The following is a 19,374-nucleotide window of genomic DNA, read 5'->3' on the forward strand; positions in this document are numbered from 1 at the left end:
CGCACCAGGCGGGGCCCGCACCGCGGGCGAGGTGGATGGTGTCCGCGGACGATTCCCCGTCGGCGCCCCCGGGCCCGGCGTGCCGGGGCTCCGACCAGGGGCGACGGCGTCAGGGCCGTGAGGCGGGCGCGGGGCACGACCTAAGATCGTCGGGTGGAACCACGTACCCGAACCGCCCTGGCGGCCGTCACGGCGCTGCTGCTCCTCGCGGGCTCCGCCGGCTGCACCGGCGGCGCGGACGGCGGAGTGCGTGGCACCCCCGGAGCCGCGGGGCTGCGCGACCCGTACTTCCCCAAGCTCGGCAACGGCGGCTACGACGTCCGGCACTACGGGCTGAAGCTCGCCTACGATCCCGCGAGCGGCCGTCTCGACGCCACCGCCGATATCGAGGCCCGCGCCACGCAGGACCTGAGCGCCTTCAACCTCGACCTGGACGGCCTCACCGTCGGCCGCGCCACCGTCGACGGGGCCCCCGCCGCCGTCAACCGCGCGGGCACCGAACTGACGCTCAGGCCCCGCGAGGACATCGACGAGGGCCAGGTCTTCCGCACCACCGTCGCGTACTACGGCGTGCCCCGGACCATCACCGACGCGGACGGAGCGGGCGAGGGCTGGCTGAGGACGAAGGACGGGGCGCTCGCACTCGGCGAGCCGGTCGGCTCCATGGCCTGGTTCCCCGGCAACCACCATCCCTCCGACAAGGCGACGTACGACATCACGCTGACCGTCCCCGAAGGGCTGCGGGCGATCTCCAACGGCGTCCTGCGCGGCGAGCGCACCGCGAACGGCCGGACCACGGCCGTCTGGCACAGCGCCGAGCCGATGGCGAGCTACCTCGCGACGGCGGCCATCGGCCGGTACCGGACGAGCACCACGACGACCCCCTCCGGCGTGTCCGTCCTCACCGCCGCCGACCCGGCCGTCGCGGACGAGAGCGCCGAGCTGCTCGCCCGCATCCCCGAACTCCTGGAGTGGCAGCAGGAGAACTTCGGGCCGTACCCCTTCTCCGCGACCGGCGCCATCGTCGAACCGGCCGGGGACGCCGACTACGCCCTGGAGACCCAGACGCGGCCCGTCTTCCCGCTGGACTCCTTCGACGCCCCCACCCTCGTGCACGAGCTGGCGCACCAGTGGTTCGGAGACTCGGTCTCGCCGGCGACGTGGCGGGACATGTGGCTCAACGAGAGCTTCGCGACGTACGCGGAATGGCTGTACGCGGAGGACTTCGAGGACACCCCCGCGCGGGTCAGCTTCGACAAGGCCTTCGGCGAGGACGCCAACTGGGCCTTTCCGCCCGCCGAACCGCCGAAGGCGGAGAATCTCTTCGACCCGCCGGTGTACCAGCGCGGGGCGATGGTGCTGCACAAGATCCGGGAGACGGTCGGCGACGACACCTTCTACGAGATCCTGGCCGGCTGGCCCGCGAAGTACCGGCACGGCAACGCCTCGACGGAGGACTTCACCGCCTACGTGGAGGACGTGGCGGGGGAGGACCTGAGCGCACTGTGGGACGTGTGGTTGTACGGGGACGACAAGCCGGAGCGGCCGCGGTGAGCGCTCAGAGGCCCTTGCGGAGCACCCGGCAGGGGCGGCCCTGGGCGAGGTCGGCGCGGCGGTCGGTCTCCTCGTAGCCGAGGGACGCCCAGAACGCGAGGGCGCGGGGGTTGTTCTCCAGGACCGCGAGTTTGACGCCCGTACGCCCTTCGGAGCGGAAGCGGTCCTCGACGATGCCGGCCAGCGCCCGGCCGTGGCCGGACCGGTGGGCGCGCGCGTCGACCATCAGCAGGCCGATCCACGGGTCCGGGTCGTCGGGATCGGGATGGTGGTCGAGGGTGGCCGCGATGCCGATCAGCCGGCCCTCGGAACGGGCGAGGAGCACCTCGGCGCCGGGGCGGGCCAGTTCGTCGGCCAGGGCGGCGGCGACCTGCTCCGGGCGGATGCCGTCCGGGTCCGGGAAGTCGCCGGTGATGGCGTGGAAGTCGCGGTTGGAGGCGTAGAGCCCGGTCAGCTCGGTGAGGAGCGGGCCCGGGAGGGCGTGGTCGGCGGGGGCGTACGGCTCGACGATCATGCGGAAACGGTAAGGCCCCGGCCGGAGCCGGGGCCTCGTCGCTCAGCGCATGCGCGCAGCGCGTGTCGCTCCGCGCTTGCGCCCGACGCGTGCCGCTGACCGCCGGTCGAGGACCGCCGGTCGGGTCAGAGGTTGACGCCGAAGTCGCGGGCGATGCCCTCGAGGCCGGAGGCGTAACCCTGGCCGACGGCGCGGAACTTCCACTCCGCGCCGTTGCGGTACAGCTCGCCGAAGACCATGGCGGTCTCGACGGCGGCGTCCTCGGAGAGGTCGTAGCGCGCGATCTCGGCGCCGCCGGCCTGGTTGAGGATGCGGATGTAGGCGTTGCGGACCTGGCCGAAGTTCTGCGTGCGGGCGACAGCGTCGTAGATGGAGACCGGGAAGACGATCTTGTCGACGTTCGGGGGCAGGGCGGCGAGGTTGACGTTGATCTGCTCGTCGTCGCCGCCGCCCTCGCCGGTGCGGTTGTCACCGGTGTGGACGATGGTCTGGTCCGGCGTCGACTTGTTGTTGAAGAAGACGAAGTGCGCGTCGGAGGCGACCTTGCCGGCGGCGTCGACGCCGATGGCCGAGGCGTCCAGGTCGAAGTCGGTGCCGGTGGTCGTACGGACGTCCCAGCCGAGGCCCACGGTGACGGCGGTGAGGCCCGGGGCCTCCTTGGTCAGGGAGACGTTGCCGCCCTTGGACAGGCTTACAGCCATGGGAAGTCCCTTTCGTCGTGATGTAGTCACACGGGATAACGCGGACGGGGCCCTGCTGGTTCCAACGGGAATCCGGGGGCGAAAACAGGATGACGTGCGCGCCCCGGTCCGGGGAACATGGGGGGCATGTCCGGTCCGTATGTCATCCGTGGCTCCGTCTCGCTCCCCGAGGCCGAGCTGATGTGGCGTTTCTCCCGGTCGTCCGGTCCGGGCGGACAGCACGTCAACACCAGCGACTCCCAGGTGGAGCTCCGCTTCGACCTGGAGCGCACCGAAGCACTGCCGGAGGTGTGGAAGGCGCGGGCGCTGGAGCGGCTGGCGTCGCGTCTGGTGGGCGGCGTGGTGACGGTACGGGCGTCGGAGCACCGCTCGCAGTGGCGGAACCGCGAGACGGCGGCGGTCCGCCTCACCGCGCTCCTGGCCGAGGCGACGGCCCCGCCGCCGAAGCCGCGCCGGGCGACGAAGATCCCCCGGGGCATCAACGAGCGCCGGCTGCGGGTGAAGAAGCAGCGCGCGGAGACGAAGCGCGGCCGCCAGGGCCGCGACTGGGGCTGACGGGCACTCGGCGCGCTTGCCGCCGGGTCTTCGACCCTGGGCGCCCGGCCCGCGACTCCCGGTGTCGCCCGGCCCTCGGTCCTCGGCGCCGGCAGTGTGCCGAGGCCGGGACGTCAGGCCAGATGGCGGTACTTGCCCTTGAAGTACGTCAGGGGGGAGCCCTGCGGCGAGGGGAAGGCGGCCGTCAGGACGCGGGCGACGACCAGGGTGTGGTCGCCGGCCAGGACGCGGTTCTCCGTGCGGCACTCCAGCGTCGCCAGCGCTCCGCCGATCAGGGGCGCGCCGCTCTCCTCGCCGCGCGTGTAGGGCACGTCCGCGAAGAGGAGCCGGTCGCTCACCCGTCCCTTCATCGCGAAGCGGCCCGCGACGTGCCGCTGGCTCTCCGAGAGGACCGAGACCGCCCATACGGGGACCTCGGACAGCAGGTCGTCCATCCGGGACCCGTTGCGGAGGCTCACCAGGACCAGGGGCGGGTCCAGGGAGACGGACATGAACGCGGTCGCCGTCATCCCGACGTCCTCGCCGCGGGGGCCGTCGTCGGGGTCGTGGACCGTCACCAGCACCACGCCCGCAGCGAGGCGGGACATCGCCGCCCGGAACTCGTCGTCGCTCACCCCCTCAGCATGAGGGATGGCCGGATCCGGCTCGGAGGCCGGGGGCGGCGGGGACGGGAGGACGAGGGTGTTCGGCAGCACACCCGCACGCTAGTCCGGGCCCATGCGCCGCCGCATCGGGCCGGGGGACCAGACCGGCCACCACCGAGGGTCCTAGGACCGGCCGCCCGGACCGGTGCCCGGCAGGCGCCCCGGATCCCCGGCCCCCGGATCCCCGGCCCCCGGGATCCCCGCCCCCGGATCCCCGCCCCCGCACCCCCGGCCGTCGCGGACCACCGGTCTACAACGTTCCCTTTGCGTTCAAGAAAGAGCGGGAGCGCTTTCCGCCGCTTCGGGCAACGCTTCGGCATCTGTTGTGACTTGAGTCACAGAGCCCAGTATTTGTTGACCCTGTGTACCGGGGGCGCAGCTCGCTGTGATTCAGTGGCGGGGACAGAGCAGCATGAGAGCCGATGAGAACCCTGGAGTTGCTGTCGAGGTCTCGGGGAGAGCGAGCGATGGAGACCGAGTCGGAGCCCTACGTCCGTCTTGCGACCTTGCGGCAGCTGCATCAGGTCGTCGCCGACCTCAATACAGCGCGCAGTCTGGCGGACACCCTGCAGACCGTCGCCGACGGCATCGTCGCCGGGCTCAACTATGAGCTGGCCTGCGTCAACCTCGTACGCCCCGACGGAGACCTCGTCGTCGCCGCCTTCGCCGGCAGCCCCGCCGCCGAAGCGCTGATCACCGGCCGTGTCGGCTCGCGCGCGTCCTGGGAACGCCGCCTCTCCATGGGAGTCGCCTGGGGCGACCTGCGGTTCATCCCGCACACCGAGGGCTGGGTGCTCATCGAGGACGACGTCCCGCAGTGGCACACCGAAGGGCCCGCCCCCCGCTTCGAGGACGAGTGGCACCCGCACGACCGCCTCTACGCCCCGATGTACGCCTCCGGCTCCGGTCGTGAACTCCTCGGCGTGATCTCCGTCGACCGGCCGCGCAACGGCCGGCACCCCGGCCCCTGGGGTCAGGAAGCCCTGCAGATGTACGCCTCCCAGTCGGCGATTGCGATCAGCAACGCGCGCCTGAGAGCAAACATGCAGCGGGCCCTCGTCCGCCTCGAACGCGAGCAGCAGGCCCTGCGCGCCAGCGAGGAGTCCTTCCGGCAGGCCTTCGAGTACGCCCCCTCCGGCATGGCCATCGCCGAGATGGGCGGCGACCAGCACGGCCGCCTGCTGCGCACCAACGACGCGCTGTGCCGCCTCCTCGGCCGCCCCGCCTCCGTGATGCGCCGCTACTCCTTCGCCGACCTGGTCCACCCCGAGGACATAGGGACGCTGCTGCGCACCTCCGCCGAGGGCGGCCGCGCCGAGCTGCGGCTCGCCCGCCGCGACGGCTCCTACGTCTGGGTCTCCCTGCGCAACTCCGTCGTCGCCGACACCGCCGACGGACCCCGCTTCCTCCTCACGCACGTCGAGGACATCGAGGAGCGCAAGCGCCACGAACTGCAACTCGCCCACCGTGCCTCCCACGACGCCCTCACCGGCCTCCCGAACGGCGCGGAACTCCGTTCCCGGCTCAGCGCCCGGATCTGCGAGCGCCCCTACGCCGCCCGCGCCGCCGACGAGTTCGACGGCGGACACGACGGCGGCTACGACTCCCCGTACGGGCACGAGCACGGTTTCGGCTTCGATCCGGCGCCCGGCGCCGCCACCGGCGGGCCCTACGACCACCACGTCCACGCCGTCTCCCCCACCGGCGGGGACATCGACGACGGGACGAAAGGGCTCGCGGTCCTCTTCTGCGACCTCGACGGCTTCAAGTCGATCAACGACCGCTTCGGGCACCACACCGGCGACGCCGTCCTCATCGAGGTCGCCCGCCGGCTCACCACCGGCGTACGGGACGGGGACACCGTCGCCAGGCTCGGGGGTGACGAATTCGTCGTCCTCGCCGACGGCCTCGGCGCCGCCGACGCCGCTGACCTGGCCGTACGCCTGCGGAACGCCATCATTCCGCCGATCCGCGTCGAAGGACGGGCGGTCCGGGTCGGAGCGAGCTTCGGCATCGGCTGGGCCGAGTGCGGCATGACCGTCGAAGAGGTCCTGAACTCCGCCGACCAGCGCATGTACATCGAGAAGCGGTCCCGGGCCAAGGTCCACCGCCGCGCCGGATAGGCGTCCGCGCCGCCCACGGGCCATCTTCCGGACGGTCAAGGACCGGACCGAAGCGTTCCCCGTTCGAGGTAGGCTCGGCCGGTCGGCGACGGCTGGCGAGCATGGATAGGAGTGACCAGGGATGGCTGCCGGTAACGACGGCGCGAACACGCCCGAGGACGACGATCCGTTCGGCTACCTGTACGCGGACGGCCAGGCGGCGGGCGCCCAGCCGCCCGGCCAGGGTGGCTACGGCTACCCCGGCCCGGCCGCGCAGCCCGGCGTCCCCAGAACCTCGTACAACCAGGTCAGGACGGTCGGCGAGCGCCAGTACGGCGGGCCGGCCCAGGCGCACGTGCCGCAGCAGCAGAGCTACGGCGGCCAGCAGCAGTACGGCCAGCCGAACCCGCAGTACGCGGCGCCCGAGAGCTACCCCGGTGCCGAGCGCACCCGCCAGTCACCGATGCCGCCCCAGCGCGGCCGCGGCCCCAACACCAAGGGGCTGCTGATCGGCGCGATCGCCGTCGTCGCGGTCGTCGTGATAGGGATCACGGCCGCCGTCATCAGCAACACCGGTGACGACAAGGACAGCGGCGGGAACGCGGGCGGTGCGCCCACCGACGGCTCCTCGCAGGTCCAGGAGACCCCGAGCAGCCGTCCGAGCGCGGACGAGACCCCGGCCGAGCTGCCGCAGCAGGACGCGGCCACGCTCAAGCTGGGCGGTTCGGCGCTCCTCGCCAAGGACATCAAGGGCGCGGAGGGCGCGGACGGTGCCTATGTCACCGGCTTCAACGCCATCGGCTCGTCGGTGACCTGGCAGGCGGACCTCGCCGAGGCCGGGGAGTACTACCTGTACGTGCGGTACGCGATCCCGGCGAAGGACGCCAACGCCACGCTGACCGTCAACGACAAGCCCAACGGGTCGCCGATCGGGTTGAAGAACTTCATCTCCTCCTCGGACCCCAACCTCGAGAAGAACTGGCAGACCACGTGGGCGCCGGTGACGCTCAAGGAGGGCTCCAACACGATCAAGCTGTCCTGCGAGCAGGGCAACCAGTGTGACGCCGTCTTCGACTGGCTGAAGATCAGCAAGACGAAGCTGAGCGGCTGACGCCCGCTTCGGACGGACGGTGGCGGTGCCCCCGGAGCCAGGCTCCGGGGGCACCGCCATGTCGTCACCTGCCGGGCTTCACCACGGCGGACCGCTCCGGCTGTCCCGGGCCGGCCGGACCGCCCTGCCGGACGTCACCGTCCGGGTCGTTCAGGCCGCTGTCCCGGGCCGGCCGGGCCGCCCCTGCCGGACGTCACCGTCCGGGTCGTTCAGGCCGCCGCGGGGCGTTCGGTCACCGTCACCCGGGGCAGCAGGTCCTCGTACGCCGCGCGGTCGAACTCGCCCGCGACCGGGGAGAGCACCGTCGCCGCCGACAGGGCCACCGCGCGGGCCAGACGGTCGGGCCAGGGCAGCGCGTCGGCCAGGCCCGACAGCAGGCCCGCGACGGCGGAGTCGCCGGCTCCGGTCGGGTTGCCCTTCACCGGCGACGGCGGGGCGGCGCGCCACTCGCCTTCCGGGGTGGCGGCGAGCAGGCCCTCCGGGCCGAGTGAGGAGACGACGGCGTGCGCGCCGCGCCGCCGGGCGTCGTGGGTGGCGCGTCGCGGTTCGCGGGATCCGGTGAGCCCCGCCAGCTCGTCCGCGTTCGGCTTCACCAGGTCGGGCCGGGCGGCGATCCCGCGTCGCAGCGGCTCGCCGCCGGTATCGAGCAGGACCGGGACCCCCGCGGCCCGGGCCATCCGGATCAGCTCCGCGTACGCGCCGACGTGGATGCCGGGCGGCAGGCTGCCGCAGAGGGCCACCGCCTCGGCGCCGGTGAGCAGGTCGGCGTACCGGCCGGTGAGGGTGGCCCATTCGGCGGGGGTGATCGTGGGGCCGGGTTCGTTGAGCTGGGTGGTGTCGCCGCTCGCCGTGTCGACGACGGCGACGGTACGGCGGGTGGGGCCGGCGGTCGGTACGAGCGCGTCGGTCAGGGGCAGGTCCGCCAGCCGCGAGCGCAGGACCTCGCCGGTGGGTCCGCCGGCGAATCCGGTGACGACGGTCTCGTGGCCGAGGGCGGCGAGGACGCGGGCGACGTTGATGCCCTTGCCGCCGGGGCGCTCGATCACCTGGGTGACGCGGTGGGTGGCGTGCGGGGTGAGGGCGGGGACGCGGTACGTGAGGTCCAGCGCGGTGTTGAGGGTGACCGTCACCATCATCTGCGGTACCCCCGTACCTCGTGCCTCGTGGAGGCCTGATCCGTCGTCGGTCCCGCGTCGAGCCCGTGGAACGCGCCCTGATCATGCCAAACAGAAGGCGGTTGGCCCAGACCCCCGGACCGACCGCCCTCGCGCGGCCTCACGCCAGGTCGGGCTTCACCACCCAGACGCCCTTGCGCATGACGCCCCTGAGCTCGAACTCCTCGTCCAGGACGACGAGGTCGGCGTCCTTGCCGGGCTCCAGCGAGCCGACCTTGTCGTCGATGCCGAGCAGCCGCGCCGGGTTGGCCGAGACGGCCCGTACGACGGACTCGACCGGCAGCCGGTCGATGGTCGCCGCCCGCTTGAACGCCCGGTCCAGGGTGAGGGTCGAGCCCGCGATGGAGCCGCCCTCGACGAGCCTCGCGACGCCGTCCTTCACCTCGACGGCCAGCGGGCCGAGCGAGTAGAGCCCGTCGCCGAAGCCCGCCGCGTCCATCGCGTCCGTGATGAACGCGACCCGGTCCCGGCCGGCGTGATGGAACGCCAGCTCCAGGGCGGCCGGGTGCAGATGGGTCCCGTCGTTGATCAGCTCGACCGTGATCCGCTCGTCCTCCAGGAGCGCGGCGATCGGGCCGGGGGTGCGGTGGCCGAGGGCGGGCATCGCGTTGTAGAGGTGCGTGGCGACGGTGGCGCCGGCGTCGATGGCCTGGACGGTCTGCTCGTACGTCGCGTCGGTGTGGCCGATGGCGGCGATCACGCCGTGCTCGGCGAGCAGGCGTACGGAGTCGATGCCGCCGGGCAGTTCGGTGGCGAGCGTCACCATCTTCGCCTGGCCGCGCCCCGCGTCGATCAGCTTGCGGACCTCGGCCGGGTCGGGGTCGCGCAGCAGTGTCTCGTCGTGCGCGCCCTTGCGGCACGGGGAGATGAACGGTCCCTCGAAGTGGAGGCCGGCGATCTCGCCCTGTTCGGCCAGCTCGGACAGGAGTCCCGCCCGCCGGGCCAGGAAGTCCATGTCGCCGGTGACGAAGGACGCCACGACGGTGGTGGTGCCGTGCAGGCGGTGGGTGTGGACGCCCTGGAGGACGTCGTCGACCGTGCCGGAGGTGAAGGAGGCGCCGCCGCCGCCGTGGTTGTGCATGTCGACGAAGCCGGGGACGACCCAGTGGCCGGAGAGGTCGACCGAGGAGGCGCCGGCCGTGGCCGCGCCACGGTCCTCGGCGCGGGGAGTGCCCGCGTCCGCGATGCGGCCGTCCTCGACGATCACGCGTCCGTTCTCGGCGACTCCGGTCGGCAGCACGACGCGCGCGCCGGCGAGAACTGTGCGATCGGCCATCAGGCGGATACCTCCGAGTCGGACTCGTTGTCGGTGCGGGTGTCGTGGGAGAGAAGGTCCCAGGCGAGGAGGCCCGCGCCCAGGCATCCGGCGGTGTCCCCGAGGGCCGCCGGGACGATGGCGGGCAGTTTCTGGAAGGTGACCCGTTCCTCCACCGCGGCCCTGAGGGGTGTGAACAAGGTTTCCCCGGCCTCGGCCAGCCCGCCACCGATGATGAGCGTGCGGGGGTCCAGCAGGGTGAGCGCGGTGACCAGGCCGTCCGCCAGCGCGTCGACGGCCTCCTGCCACACCCGTACCGCGCCGGGGTCGCCGGACTCCACCGCCTTCGCGCAGTCGGCGGCGTCCGCCTCCGGGTCCCCCGAGGCCTCGGCCCAGGCGAGGGAGACCGCGGAGGCGGAGGCGTACCGCTCCAGGCAGCCGCGCTGGCCGCAGCCGCAGTCGGCGCCGCCGGGGCGGACGACGATGTGCCCGATCTCGCCGGCGTAACCGTGGGCGCCGGCCTCGATGGCTCCGCCGATGCCGATGGCGCCGGCGATGCCGGTGCCCAGCGGCACGAAGAGGAAGCGGTCGGCGCCGTTTCCCGCCCCGATGCGGCCCTCGGCGAGGCCGCCGGTGCGGACGTCGTGGCCGAGGGCGACGGGGATGCCGTCGAGACGCTCGCTGAGCAGGGCGCGCATCGGGACGTCGCGCCAGCCGAGGTTGGCGGCGTAGACGGCGATGCCGTGGTCGGCGTCGACGATGCCGGGGACGGCGACTCCGGCGGCCGCGGCGGTCCGGCCGTACCGCTCCAGGCCGTAGTCCCGCAGCTCGGCGGCGAAGCCGAGGATGGTCTCGACGACCGCCTCGGGGCCGCGCTCGCGTGCGGTGGCGCGCCGTGCCTCGTGGAGCAGGGTGCCGTCCGCCCCGACGAGGGCGGCCTTCATGCCGGTGCCGCCCACATCCAGGGCGATGACGTGTCTCACGGGGGACAGTGTCGCGTGTGACCGGGGAAAGGTCTAGTCCACTGGGCGGGATTGTTGCGTGGGGATACAAATGCGCGTCCACGGCACCCGGCGCCGGCCTGCCGGGCCGCGCCGTGCGTTGCCGAAGCGATACCCAAGTGGTGTAGACCTTATGCTTTCCCCTCTGTGAAAATCACAGCTCGACGACGAGCAGAGGGTGGGACAACGCTGTGCAGCGGCGACTCCTTGGACTGACCGCGACCATCGCCGCGCTGGGCCTGACCGCGACGGTCTCGGGCTGCGGCCTCACCGGCACGAAGGCCGACGACGTGACGCTCACCGTGGTCGCCGCGGACTACGACCTCACCGGCGGCGACACCACCGAGAAGTACTGGGCCGGTCTCGCCGCGGCTTACGAGGCCGACCACCCCGGCGTGACGATCGACGTGAAGATCGAGTCGTGGAACGACGTCGACCGCAAGGTCGCCGAGATGGTCAAGACGGGCCAGGCCCCCGACATCGCCCAGATCGGCGCCTACGCCGACTACGCCGCCGCCGACGAGCTGTACTCCGCCGACGAACTGCTCTCCATCCCCGTCCAGGCCAACTTCCTCGCCCCGCTGACCGAGGCGGGCGAGCGGAAGGGCACGCAGTACGGGCTGCCGTTCGCCGCCTCCACGCGTCTGCTCTTCTTCAACGAGAAGCTGTTCGAGCGCGCCGGCGTCAAGAAGGCGCCGACCACCTGGGACGAACTCGCCGCGGCGGCGGAGAAGCTCGACGACGACGACGTCCCGTACCCCTTCGCCCTGCCTCTCGGGCCGGAGGAGGCGCAGGCCGAGACGATGATGTGGCTGCTCAGCGGGGGCGACGGATACACCGACGCCACCGACCGGTACAAGATCGACTCCGACGCGAACGTCAAGACCTTCGAGTGGCTGCGGACGAACCTCGTCGCCAAGGGCCTCACCGGACCCATAGCCCCGGGCAAGCTCAACCGGAAGGACGCCTTCGCCGCGTTCACGCGGGGCGAGGTCGGCATGCTCAACGGTCATCCCTCACTGATGCAGGAGGCGGAGAAGCAGGGCGTCAAGGTCGGCAAGGTCGCCCTGCCGGGTGTGGACGGCACGGCGAAGGCGTCCATGGGCGTCGCCGACTGGATCATGGGCTTCAAGCAGAACGGTCACCGCAAGGAGATCGGCTCGTTCCTGGACTTCGTCTTCAGCGACGCCAACGTCCTGAAGTTCGCCGGTGACAACGACCTGCTCCCGCCGACCGTCAGCGCCTACGCCACGATGGAGGCCGAGCCGGAGCACCAGAACCTGCGCGCCTTCCTGAAGGAGCTGCCGAACGCGCAGCTGCCGCCGGTCGGCAAGACGTCCTGGGCGCAGGTCAGCGACGACATCAAGCAGAACATCGGCAAGGCCGTCACCCCCGACGCCCAGGTGTCCGAGGTGCTCGGGAAGATCGCACGGGACGCGACGGCGGCCGAGAGCGCGGAATAAGTTGGGTCGTATGACCAACGATGAGGAGCCGTGCCCCGGCCGGGACGAGGCCCCGGAGACCCCGGGCGGGAGCGGTGCGGGGGGCAGGGGCGCCGCCGTGCGCGCGGACGGTGCCGGGTCCGTGGAGGGCGCGGTGCGCGGAGGCGGGCCTGCGGACGGTCCGGCGAGCACGGACGGCGCTGAGCCTGCGGACGGCGCCGGGCATCAGGACGGCAGGGGCGGCTCCGGCGCCAGCCAGGGCGTTGCGGGCGGCCCGGCCGGTGGCGCGGGGCTGGGGGAGCGCGAGCGGGCCGTACTCGCTCTCGAACGCCGCTCCTGGCCCGGCCCCGGAGCCAAGGAGCGCGCCGTCCGCGAGCGGCTCGGACTGTCGGCCACCCGCTACTACCAGCTCCTCAACGCCCTCCTCGACGACCCGCGCGCCCTGGCGCACGACCCGGTGACCGTCAACCGCCTGCGTCGCGTCCGTGCCGAGAAGGAGCAGCGCCGCTGAGGAGGCGTCGGTAGGGTCGTCGTATGGTCAGTCTTCCGCATCCGACCACGTCCGCCGGCCGCGACGGCCTCGCCGCGCTCCTCGCGCGGCCGGAGCAGGCCGTCGTCGCCCTCGACTTCGACGGGACGCTCGCCGAGATCGTCCCCGATCCCGAACAGGCGCGCGCCCACCCCGGCGCCGTCGCCGCCCTCGCCGCGCTCGCGCCCCGGATCGCCTCGATCGCCGTGGTGACCGGCCGCCCCGCCGGGGTGGCCGTACGGTACGGCGGCTTCGCCGGCGTCCCCGGCCTCGAACACCTCGTCGTCCTCGGCCACTACGGCGCCGAACGCTGGGACGCCGTGACCGGCACCGTCCAGGCCGCCGCGCCGCACCCCGGCGTGGCGGCCGTCCGCGCCGAGCTCCCCGGTTTCCTGGAACGCGTCGGCGCGTGGCCCGGCACCTGGATCGAGGAGAAGGGCCGCGCGGTCGCCGTCCACACCCGCCGTGCCACCGACCCGCAGGGAGCCTTCGAGGCCCTCAGGGTCCCCCTCGCCGACCTCGCCGCCCACCACGGCCTGGTCCTCGAACCGGGCCGCATGGTGCTGGAACTGCGCCCGCCGGGCATGGACAAGGGCGTGGCGCTCGCCGAGTACGTGAAGGAGGTGGGCGCCGGGTCCGTCCTCTACGCGGGCGACGACCTGGGCGACCTGCCGGCCTTCGCGGCCGTGGAGAAGCTCCGCTCGAACGGAACCCCGGGCCTGCTGGTGTGCAGCGGCTCGGCGGAGGTCACCGAACTCTCCGAGCGCGCGGACCTCTCGGTCCCGGGCCCGGCGGCGGTGGTGGCCTTCCTCACGGACCTGGCGAGGACGATCCACGGGACCGGCTGAGGCCCTCCCGAGAGTCAGGCCGCACGGCACGGCAGGGGCGCCCCGGAAGATTCCGGGGCGCCCCTGCCGTACCGAGAGCCCGTGGCCCCGCCGCCCGGCCCGGGCCCTCCAGCCTCGGCCGACACATCGGACCCGTCCGCGCCCTCCGCCGCCCCGGCCGGGGCCCTCCAGACTCGGGCCGGGCGGTGCCTGCGGGCGCGGGCTAGCGGACCTCGCGCAGGGCCTCCAGCTGCTCCAGGAACCAGCGCTGCGGCGGCAGCGCCGTCGCCGAGGCCGCCAGGCGCTTCGAGCGCTCGGCGCGCTCGCCGTCCGGCATCGTCAGCGCCTCGTGCAGCGCCCGCGCCGTGCCCGTGATGTCGTACGGGTTCACCGTGATCGCGTCCTCGCCCAGCTCCTCGTACGCCCCCGCCTCCCGGGACAGGACCAGCGCGCAGCCCTCGTCCGAGACGACCGGGACCTCCTTGGCGACCAGGTTCATGCCGTCCCGGATGGGGTTGACCAAGGCCACGTCCGCCAGGCGGTAGGCGGCCAGCGAGCGGGCGAAGTCGTCCTTCACGTGGAGCAGTACGGGAGTCCAGTCGTCCGTGCCGAACGCGGTGTTGATCTCCTCCGCGACCCGCGACACCTCCGCCGTGTAGTCGCGGTAGACCGCCAGGTCCTGACGCGAGGGGTAGGCGAAGGCCACGTGGACGACCCGGCCGCGCCACTCGGGGTGGTCCTCCAGCAGGGCCCGGTAGGCGAGGAGGCCCCGCACGATGTTCTTCGACAGCTCCGTGCGATCCACCCGAATGATCGTCTTCCGGTCCGGTCCGCCGCCGATCTGCTCGCGCAGCGCGGCCAGCCGGTCCTCCACGTCAGGGCGCCGCGACCGCTCCCGCAGGAAGTCGGCGTCGGCGCCGAGGCCGTGCACCCCCAGCTCCGTGCCGCCCGTGCCGCCCACCAGGGCCGTGCAGCAGGCGGCGAAGGCGTCCGCCCAGCGCCGGGTCAGGAAGCCCAGCCGGTCCGCGCCGAGCATCCCGCGCAGCACCTGCTCCGCGATGTCGTCCGGCAGCATCCGGAAGTACTCCGGCGGCGCCCACGGCGTGTGGGAGAAGTGCCCGATCCGCAGATCGGGCCGGGCCTCGCGCAGCATGCCCGGGACCAGCGTCAGGTGGTAGTCCTGCACGACGACCTGGGCGCCCGGGTCCGCCTCGGCCGCGAGCGCCTCCGCGAAGGCGCGGTTGTACGTCTCGTACGACGTCCACCGGCGCCGGAACTCCGCGTCGAAGACCGGCTCCACGGGCGTCTGGTACAGCATGTGGTGGACGAACCAGAGCACGGAGTTCGCGATGCCGTTGTACGCGTCGGCGTGGACGTCCGGGTCGATGTCCAGCATGCGCACGCCCGGCTCCGAGATCCCGCGCCGGACCGCCTGCCGGTCACCCTCGCCGAGCGCCGCGCACACCCACACGCTGTCCTCGGAGGACACCGCGCTCAGCCCGGACACCAGACCGCCCCCGCCCCGGCGGGCGTCGAGCGAGCCGTCCTCCGCCACGGCGTACGAGACGGGACCACGGTTGGAAGCCACCAGCACAGAAGCCATGTGGCGAACCTAGCCCGTCCCGTAAACGCTCAAACGTGCGTATACGAACGACGGCGCTCAGTCGCCACGCATGCCACGCGGGCCGCCCGTGCCGTGCGTGGCGCCCGTGGCCCGCGCGCCGCGCAGCGCCGCCTTGGCCACCACACCCGTCCCCGCGAGCGCCAGCGCGAGGCCGCCGAGCAGCCACAGCCGTTCGGTGCGCCGGTCGCCGGTCCGCGCCACCGAGCCGCCGGGGCCGTGCGGGACCGGAGCCGGCCGGCGGGCCTCCGGCGAGGGGAGGCCCGCCCGCTCGGCGGGCGAGACCTCCGGGGCCCTCCGATCCGCCGCCGCGTCCGGCTCGGGCGCGGGCGGAGCCGGGGCGGAGGCCGCGTACGTCGGGGCCGCCGCAGGCTGGACGGCCGTGTGCGGTGCACGTCCCGCGCCGGAGCCGTGGCCGGCCGCCGCGGCCGGCCCGGCCGTCATCAGCGTCGGCGCGCCGACGAGGAAACCGGCGGCCGCGAGGAGCGCTCCCTTGCGATGTGTGGACCTCATGAAACGGAAATGTATGCAGAAAGCATCATCTTCCGAAGCTGCGCCACGCGCGGGGGCCACCTGGCGGCGGCGCCTCCGGCGGCAGGGCCGGTGTGCCTACTCCCCGCTCACGCCACCTGGCGGTGCGCGTACTCCGTGATCTCCAGCATCGGCGGTCGCTCCTCGGTGTCCACCGCGTACGTCCGCGGTGTGAACCCTCCGCCGCCGGCCTTCTCGTCCCGCTCGAACTGGGTCAGCAGCGGCCGCACCAGATGCCCGCGCGAGAGCCGCAGCTGCGCCGTCCGGTAGATCGCCGCCGCCATCCGGCCCAGCGCCTGCCCGTCCTGGTGCCGGTGTTTGCGGACCCCGACGTCGACCTGCGCGAGCGCGTCCAGGCCCACCGTGTGCAGCGCGTCGACGAGCATGCCCAGCTCCACTCCGTAACCGACGGGGAAGGGCAGCCGTTCGAGCAGCGTGCGGCGCGCCGCGTACTCGCCGCCCAGCGGCTGCACGAAACCGGCCAGCTGCGGCCAGTGCAGATTGAGCAGCGGACGGGCCACCAGCTCCGTCACCCGACCGCCCTGACCAGGCTCGTCGCCCAGCGGTCGGTCGTACATCGCCTTGACGAGGTCGACGCCGGGGTCGGTGAGGAGGGGGCCGACGATGCCCGAGACGAAGTCGGCGGAGAAGTCCCGCAGGTCCGCGTCGACGAAGCAGACGACGTCTCCGCGGGTCACCATGAGTGACCGCCACAGCACCTCGCCCTTGCCGGGCAGGGCCGGTATCCGGGGGAGCACCGCGTCCCGCGGCACCACCCTGGCCCCGGCGGCCTCCGCCACCTCGGCCGTCCGGTCACGGGAACCGGAGTCGATCACCACCAGCTCGTCGACGAGCGGGACCTCCTCCGACATCAGTTCGCGTCGGATCGTGGAGACGATCGCGCCGACCGTCGCCTCCTCGTCGAGCGCGGGCAGCACGACGCTGACCGTCGTCCCCCGCTTGGCCGCCAGAATCCGCTCCAGCGGTCGATCGGCCGCGGACCAGGACCGCCGGCCCAGCCAGCGCTCCACCTCTTCCAGCACGTCCGTTACTCCCGGGTTGTGATCCATCTCGCGGTTCGGACGACTATCTCAACCGTCCATGCCTTCGGTTACAGTCTTGAACAACGCGGATCCCCGTCGCATGTCGGGGTGCCGCCCGCGTTCCACAATCGAATACCGCTCATCCAGAGGGGCAGAGGGAAACGGCCCGTTGAAGCCCCGGCAACCCTCCAGTCGGTCAGTACTCGTCTCCAGCGAGGTCCCCCGGCTAGGGAAGGTGCCAAATCCGTCTCATGGCGAAATTCGCCATGGGAAAGATGAGGAGAAAGGGCCTCGCCTCCATGGCTGTACAGACTGTCGCAAACACCCAGAACACGGTCGACCTCGGTCCCGCTTCCGGGCTTTCCTGTCGCGAATGCGGTGAAGTCTTCCCGCTCGGACCGATCTTCGCCTGTGAGCTGTGTTTCGGCCCGCTCGAAGTCGCGTACGACCTCCCCACCGGCGACCCCGAGGCCCTGCGCAAGCGGATCGAGGCCGGCCCCGCCAACATCTGGCGCTACGCCCCCCTGCTGCCCGTCCCCGCGGACGTCGCCGACAAGCCGAACCTGAACCCGGGCTGGACCAAGCTCGTCCAGGCCGACAACCTCGCCCGCGAGCTGGGCGTCGAGCCGGGCCGGCTCTTCGTCAAGGACGACTCCGGCAACCCGACGCACTCCTTCAAGGACCGCGTCGTCGCCCAGGCCCTGGAGGCCGCCCGCGCCTTCGGCTTCACCACCCTGTCCTGCTCCTCCACCGGCAACCTCGCCGGCGCGGTGGGCGCCGCCGCCGCCCGCGCCGGCTTCCGCTCGTGCGTGTTCATCCCGCACGACCTGGAGCAGGGCAAGGTCGTCATGGCCGCGGTCTACGGCGGCGAACTCGTGGGCATCGAGGGCAACTACGACGACGTCAACCGCTTCTGCTCCGAGCTCATCGGCGACCCGCTGGGCGAGGGCTGGGGCTTCGTCAACGTCAACCTCCGCCCGTACTACGGCGAGGGCTCCAAGACGCTCGCGTACGAGATCTGCGAGCAGCTCGGCTGGCAGCTGCCCGACCAGCTGGTGATCCCGATCGCCTCCGGCTCCCAGCTCACCAAGATCGACAAGGGCCTGCAGGAGCTGATCAAGCTCGGTCTGGTCGAGGACAAGCCGTACAAGATCTTCGGTGCCCAGGCCGAGGGCTGCTCCCCGGTCTCGACCGCCTTCAAGGCCGGCCACGACGTCGTGCGGCCCCAGAAGCCGAACACCATCGCCAAGTCCCTGGCGATCGGCAACCCGGCCGACGGCCCGTACGTCCTCGACATCGCGCGCCGCACCGGCGGCGCCGTGGAGGACGTGAACGACGAGCAGGTCGTCGAGGCGATCAAGCTCCTCGCCCGGACCGAGGGCATCTTCGCCGAGACGGCGGGCGGTGTCACCGTCGGCGTGACGAAGAAGCTCGTCGAGGCCGGTCTCCTCGACCCGAGCCTGACCACCGTCGTGCTGAACACCGGCGACGGCCTGAAGACCCTGGACGCGGTGGCCGAGACCTCGCAGGCGACCGCCACCATCCGCCCGAGCCTGGACGCGTTCCGCGACGCCGGCCTGGCCCACTGACCACCCCCGTCACGGAAGGCAGCACCACCATGAGCGTCAAGGTCCGCATCCCCACCATCCTCCGTACGTACACGGGCGGGCAGGCCGAGGTCCCGGCGGAGGGCGCGACCCTCTCCGAGGTCATCGCCGACCTGGAGAAGAACCACACGGGCATCGCCGCCCGCGTCCTGGACGACCAGGGCAAGCTGCGCCGCTTCGTCAACGTCTACGTCAACGACGACGACGTCCGCTTCGAGCAGGGTCTGGAGACGGCGACGCCGGACGGTGCGGGCGTCTCGATCATCCCGGCCGTCGCCGGCGGCTGCTGAGCCTCCGCATTACCCGCCGTAACCGAATTGCCCCCTCCGCTCGGGAAGCGGAGGGGGCAATTCTGCATGGTTGAGCGCGGTAGAGTTGGGGAAGCCCCCTCCGCTGCCCGTGCCAGACGCATATGAGAATGCGCCCGCACCCGACAAGATGCAGCCAATGTGTTCGAGTGTTGTGTACCTTCTGCGCACTTTGACGGGCCCGACTTGCCCCGGAAATCAGTGAATTCTCCTGAATTCTCCTTTCCGGCGTGCCCAGAATTCTCGCCCGATTGACCTGTTGCAGAGGGCAGTTGGGCAGATACATTCAGCCGCGGTCGACGCGTTCCGGCGCAGGGTCTGACCCGGGTCCGCGAAGTGCGGTCCCGCGCAAGGGCCAGTAATAGGGGAGTTAGGCATGGCTCAGGGCACCGTCAAGTGGTTCAACGCGGAGAAGGGCTACGGCTTCATCGCGGTCGACGGTGGTGCGGATGTTTTCGTCCACTACAGCGCGATCCAGATGGACGGTTACCGCACCCTTGAAGAAGGTCAGCGAGTCGAGTTCGAGATCTCGCAGGGCCAGAAGGGTCCGCAGGCGGACATGGTCAAGCTCGCCGTCTGAGCACGGCGCGAATCGGCCACCACGTACGCACTCACGCCGAGGGGTCCGCATCCCGACCAGGATGCGGACCCCTCGTGCGTGCCCCGACGCCTTCGCCCGCCCGCGTCCACGCCGCCGGGCGTCCCGGGGCGCCCCGTTCCTCCGCTTCCGGTCGCCGCGGGAGCTCCCGACGCCTTCGCCCGCCCGCGTCCCGGCCGCCGGGAGCCCCGGACGCGTTCGCCCGTCGGGTTCCGATCACCGAGAGGCGCTTGCACTCGCATGGGCCGAGTGCTAA

The 19,374-nt window shown here is 72.4% G+C and carries 19 protein-coding genes and 1 riboswitch; of the genes, 10 read left to right on the top strand and 9 right to left on the bottom strand.

All coding sequences use genetic code 11. The annotated features are described in order from the left end of the window. Positions 1-153 precede the first annotated feature (153 nt). Positions 154-1,554: a M1 family metallopeptidase gene (locus tag AB0K65_RS21555; RefSeq protein ID WP_365718826.1), complete on the top strand. Its 1,401-nt coding sequence runs from the start codon at positions 154-156 to the stop codon at positions 1,552-1,554. Between the two features lie 4 nt (positions 1,555-1,558). Here AB0K65_RS21555 and AB0K65_RS21560 read toward each other — a convergent pair whose 3' ends face one another. Both AB0K65_RS21560 and AB0K65_RS21565 read right to left on the bottom strand, forming a co-directional pair. After that, positions 1,559-2,068 (bottom strand): GNAT family N-acetyltransferase, encoded by a 510-nt coding sequence (locus tag AB0K65_RS21560; protein WP_365718829.1) that lies wholly within the window; start codon positions 2,066-2,068, stop codon positions 1,559-1,561. 125 nt (positions 2,069-2,193) lie between these two features. After that, positions 2,194-2,769, bottom strand: a complete 576-nt coding sequence (locus tag AB0K65_RS21565) for a TerD family protein (protein ID WP_365718831.1) — start codon at positions 2,767-2,769, stop codon at positions 2,194-2,196. Between the two features lie 117 nt (positions 2,770-2,886). Between AB0K65_RS21565 and arfB the strand changes: the two genes are divergently transcribed. Then, positions 2,887-3,324, top strand: coding sequence for an alternative ribosome rescue aminoacyl-tRNA hydrolase ArfB (arfB, locus tag AB0K65_RS21570; protein WP_365718833.1), 438 nt, complete (start codon positions 2,887-2,889; stop codon positions 3,322-3,324). Between the two features lie 113 nt (positions 3,325-3,437). On the opposite strand, the gene AB0K65_RS21575 is transcribed toward arfB, so the two are convergent. Then, complete coding sequence (locus tag AB0K65_RS21575; protein ID WP_365718885.1) at positions 3,438-3,911, bottom strand: flavin reductase family protein; 474 nt, start codon at positions 3,909-3,911, stop codon at positions 3,438-3,440. 524 nt (positions 3,912-4,435) lie between these two features. Here AB0K65_RS21575 and cdgB point away from each other — a divergent pair. Further along, positions 4,436-6,091, top strand: coding sequence for a diguanylate cyclase CdgB (gene cdgB, locus AB0K65_RS21580; RefSeq protein ID WP_365718836.1), 1,656 nt, complete (start codon positions 4,436-4,438; stop codon positions 6,089-6,091). Positions 6,092-6,212: 121 nt separating this feature from the next. Then, a complete protein-coding gene (locus AB0K65_RS21585) occupies positions 6,213-7,181 on the top strand; it encodes a CBM35 domain-containing protein (RefSeq protein WP_365718838.1) in 969 nt (322 codons plus the stop codon). A gap of 209 nt (positions 7,182-7,390) precedes the next feature. On the opposite strand, the gene AB0K65_RS21590 is transcribed toward AB0K65_RS21585, so the two are convergent. The 3 genes from AB0K65_RS21590 to AB0K65_RS21600 form a co-directional block, all read right to left on the bottom strand. Continuing rightward, on the bottom strand, positions 7,391-8,317 hold the full coding sequence (locus AB0K65_RS21590; protein ID WP_365718840.1) for a 1-phosphofructokinase family hexose kinase: 927 nt from the start codon (positions 8,315-8,317) through the stop codon (positions 7,391-7,393). Positions 8,318-8,456: 139 nt separating this feature from the next. Continuing rightward, entirely contained in the window at positions 8,457-9,632 is a 1,176-nt protein-coding gene (gene nagA, locus AB0K65_RS21595) for an N-acetylglucosamine-6-phosphate deacetylase (protein ID WP_365718842.1), read from the bottom strand. Next, positions 9,632-10,594 (bottom strand): ROK family protein, encoded by a 963-nt coding sequence (locus tag AB0K65_RS21600; protein WP_365718844.1) that lies wholly within the window; start codon positions 10,592-10,594, stop codon positions 9,632-9,634. The genes nagA and AB0K65_RS21600 overlap by 1 nt, the downstream gene beginning before the upstream one ends. 209 nt (positions 10,595-10,803) lie before the next feature. On the opposite strand from AB0K65_RS21600, the gene AB0K65_RS21605 reads away from it, so the two are divergent. The 3 genes from AB0K65_RS21605 (at position 10,804) to otsB (ending at position 13,431) form a co-directional block, all read left to right on the top strand. Continuing rightward, positions 10,804-12,075 (top strand): extracellular solute-binding protein, encoded by a 1,272-nt coding sequence (locus AB0K65_RS21605; RefSeq protein WP_365718846.1) that lies wholly within the window; start codon positions 10,804-10,806, stop codon positions 12,073-12,075. A 271-nt stretch (positions 12,076-12,346) separates the two neighbouring features. Further along, a complete protein-coding gene (locus tag AB0K65_RS21610) occupies positions 12,347-12,565 on the top strand; it encodes a DUF3263 domain-containing protein (RefSeq protein WP_365718887.1) in 219 nt (72 codons plus the stop codon). A gap of 23 nt (positions 12,566-12,588) precedes the next feature. Next, entirely contained in the window at positions 12,589-13,431 is an 843-nt protein-coding gene (otsB, locus tag AB0K65_RS21615) for a trehalose-phosphatase (protein ID WP_365718848.1), read from the top strand. A gap of 202 nt (positions 13,432-13,633) precedes the next feature. Here otsB and AB0K65_RS21620 read toward each other — a convergent pair whose 3' ends face one another. From AB0K65_RS21620 to AB0K65_RS21630, 3 genes are all read right to left on the bottom strand, one after another. Further along, positions 13,634-15,013: a trehalose-6-phosphate synthase gene (locus AB0K65_RS21620; RefSeq protein WP_365718850.1), complete on the bottom strand. Its 1,380-nt coding sequence runs from the start codon at positions 15,011-15,013 to the stop codon at positions 13,634-13,636. A gap of 57 nt (positions 15,014-15,070) precedes the next feature. Next, a complete protein-coding gene (locus AB0K65_RS21625) occupies positions 15,071-15,544 on the bottom strand; it encodes a hypothetical protein (RefSeq protein ID WP_365718852.1) in 474 nt (157 codons plus the stop codon). Positions 15,545-15,651: 107 nt separating this feature from the next. Continuing rightward, positions 15,652-16,605: a glucosyl-3-phosphoglycerate synthase gene (locus AB0K65_RS21630; protein WP_365718854.1), complete on the bottom strand. Its 954-nt coding sequence runs from the start codon at positions 16,603-16,605 to the stop codon at positions 15,652-15,654. Between the two features lie 136 nt (positions 16,606-16,741). Beyond that, positions 16,742-16,887, top strand: a riboswitch (SAM riboswitch). A 17-nt stretch (positions 16,888-16,904) separates the two neighbouring features. On the opposite strand from AB0K65_RS21630, the gene thrC reads away from it, so the two are divergent. The 3 genes from thrC to AB0K65_RS21645 all read left to right on the top strand — a co-directional run bounded on the left by thrC (position 16,905) and on the right by AB0K65_RS21645 (position 19,100). Then, positions 16,905-18,194, top strand: coding sequence for a threonine synthase (gene thrC / locus AB0K65_RS21635; protein ID WP_365718856.1), 1,290 nt, complete (start codon positions 16,905-16,907; stop codon positions 18,192-18,194). 29 nt (positions 18,195-18,223) lie between these two features. Continuing rightward, positions 18,224-18,502, top strand: a complete 279-nt coding sequence (locus AB0K65_RS21640; RefSeq protein WP_361857748.1) for a MoaD/ThiS family protein — start codon at positions 18,224-18,226, stop codon at positions 18,500-18,502. Positions 18,503-18,896: 394 nt separating this feature from the next. After that, the gene (locus tag AB0K65_RS21645) at positions 18,897-19,100 is read left to right on the top strand and encodes a cold-shock protein (RefSeq protein ID WP_005315736.1); all 204 of its coding nucleotides are present in this window, start codon (positions 18,897-18,899) and stop codon (positions 19,098-19,100) included. The last annotated feature ends 274 nt before the right edge of the window (positions 19,101-19,374 follow it).

Source organism: Streptomyces sp. NPDC053755, assembly GCF_040677675.1.
Lineage (GTDB): Bacteria > Actinomycetota > Actinomycetes > Streptomycetales > Streptomycetaceae > Streptomyces.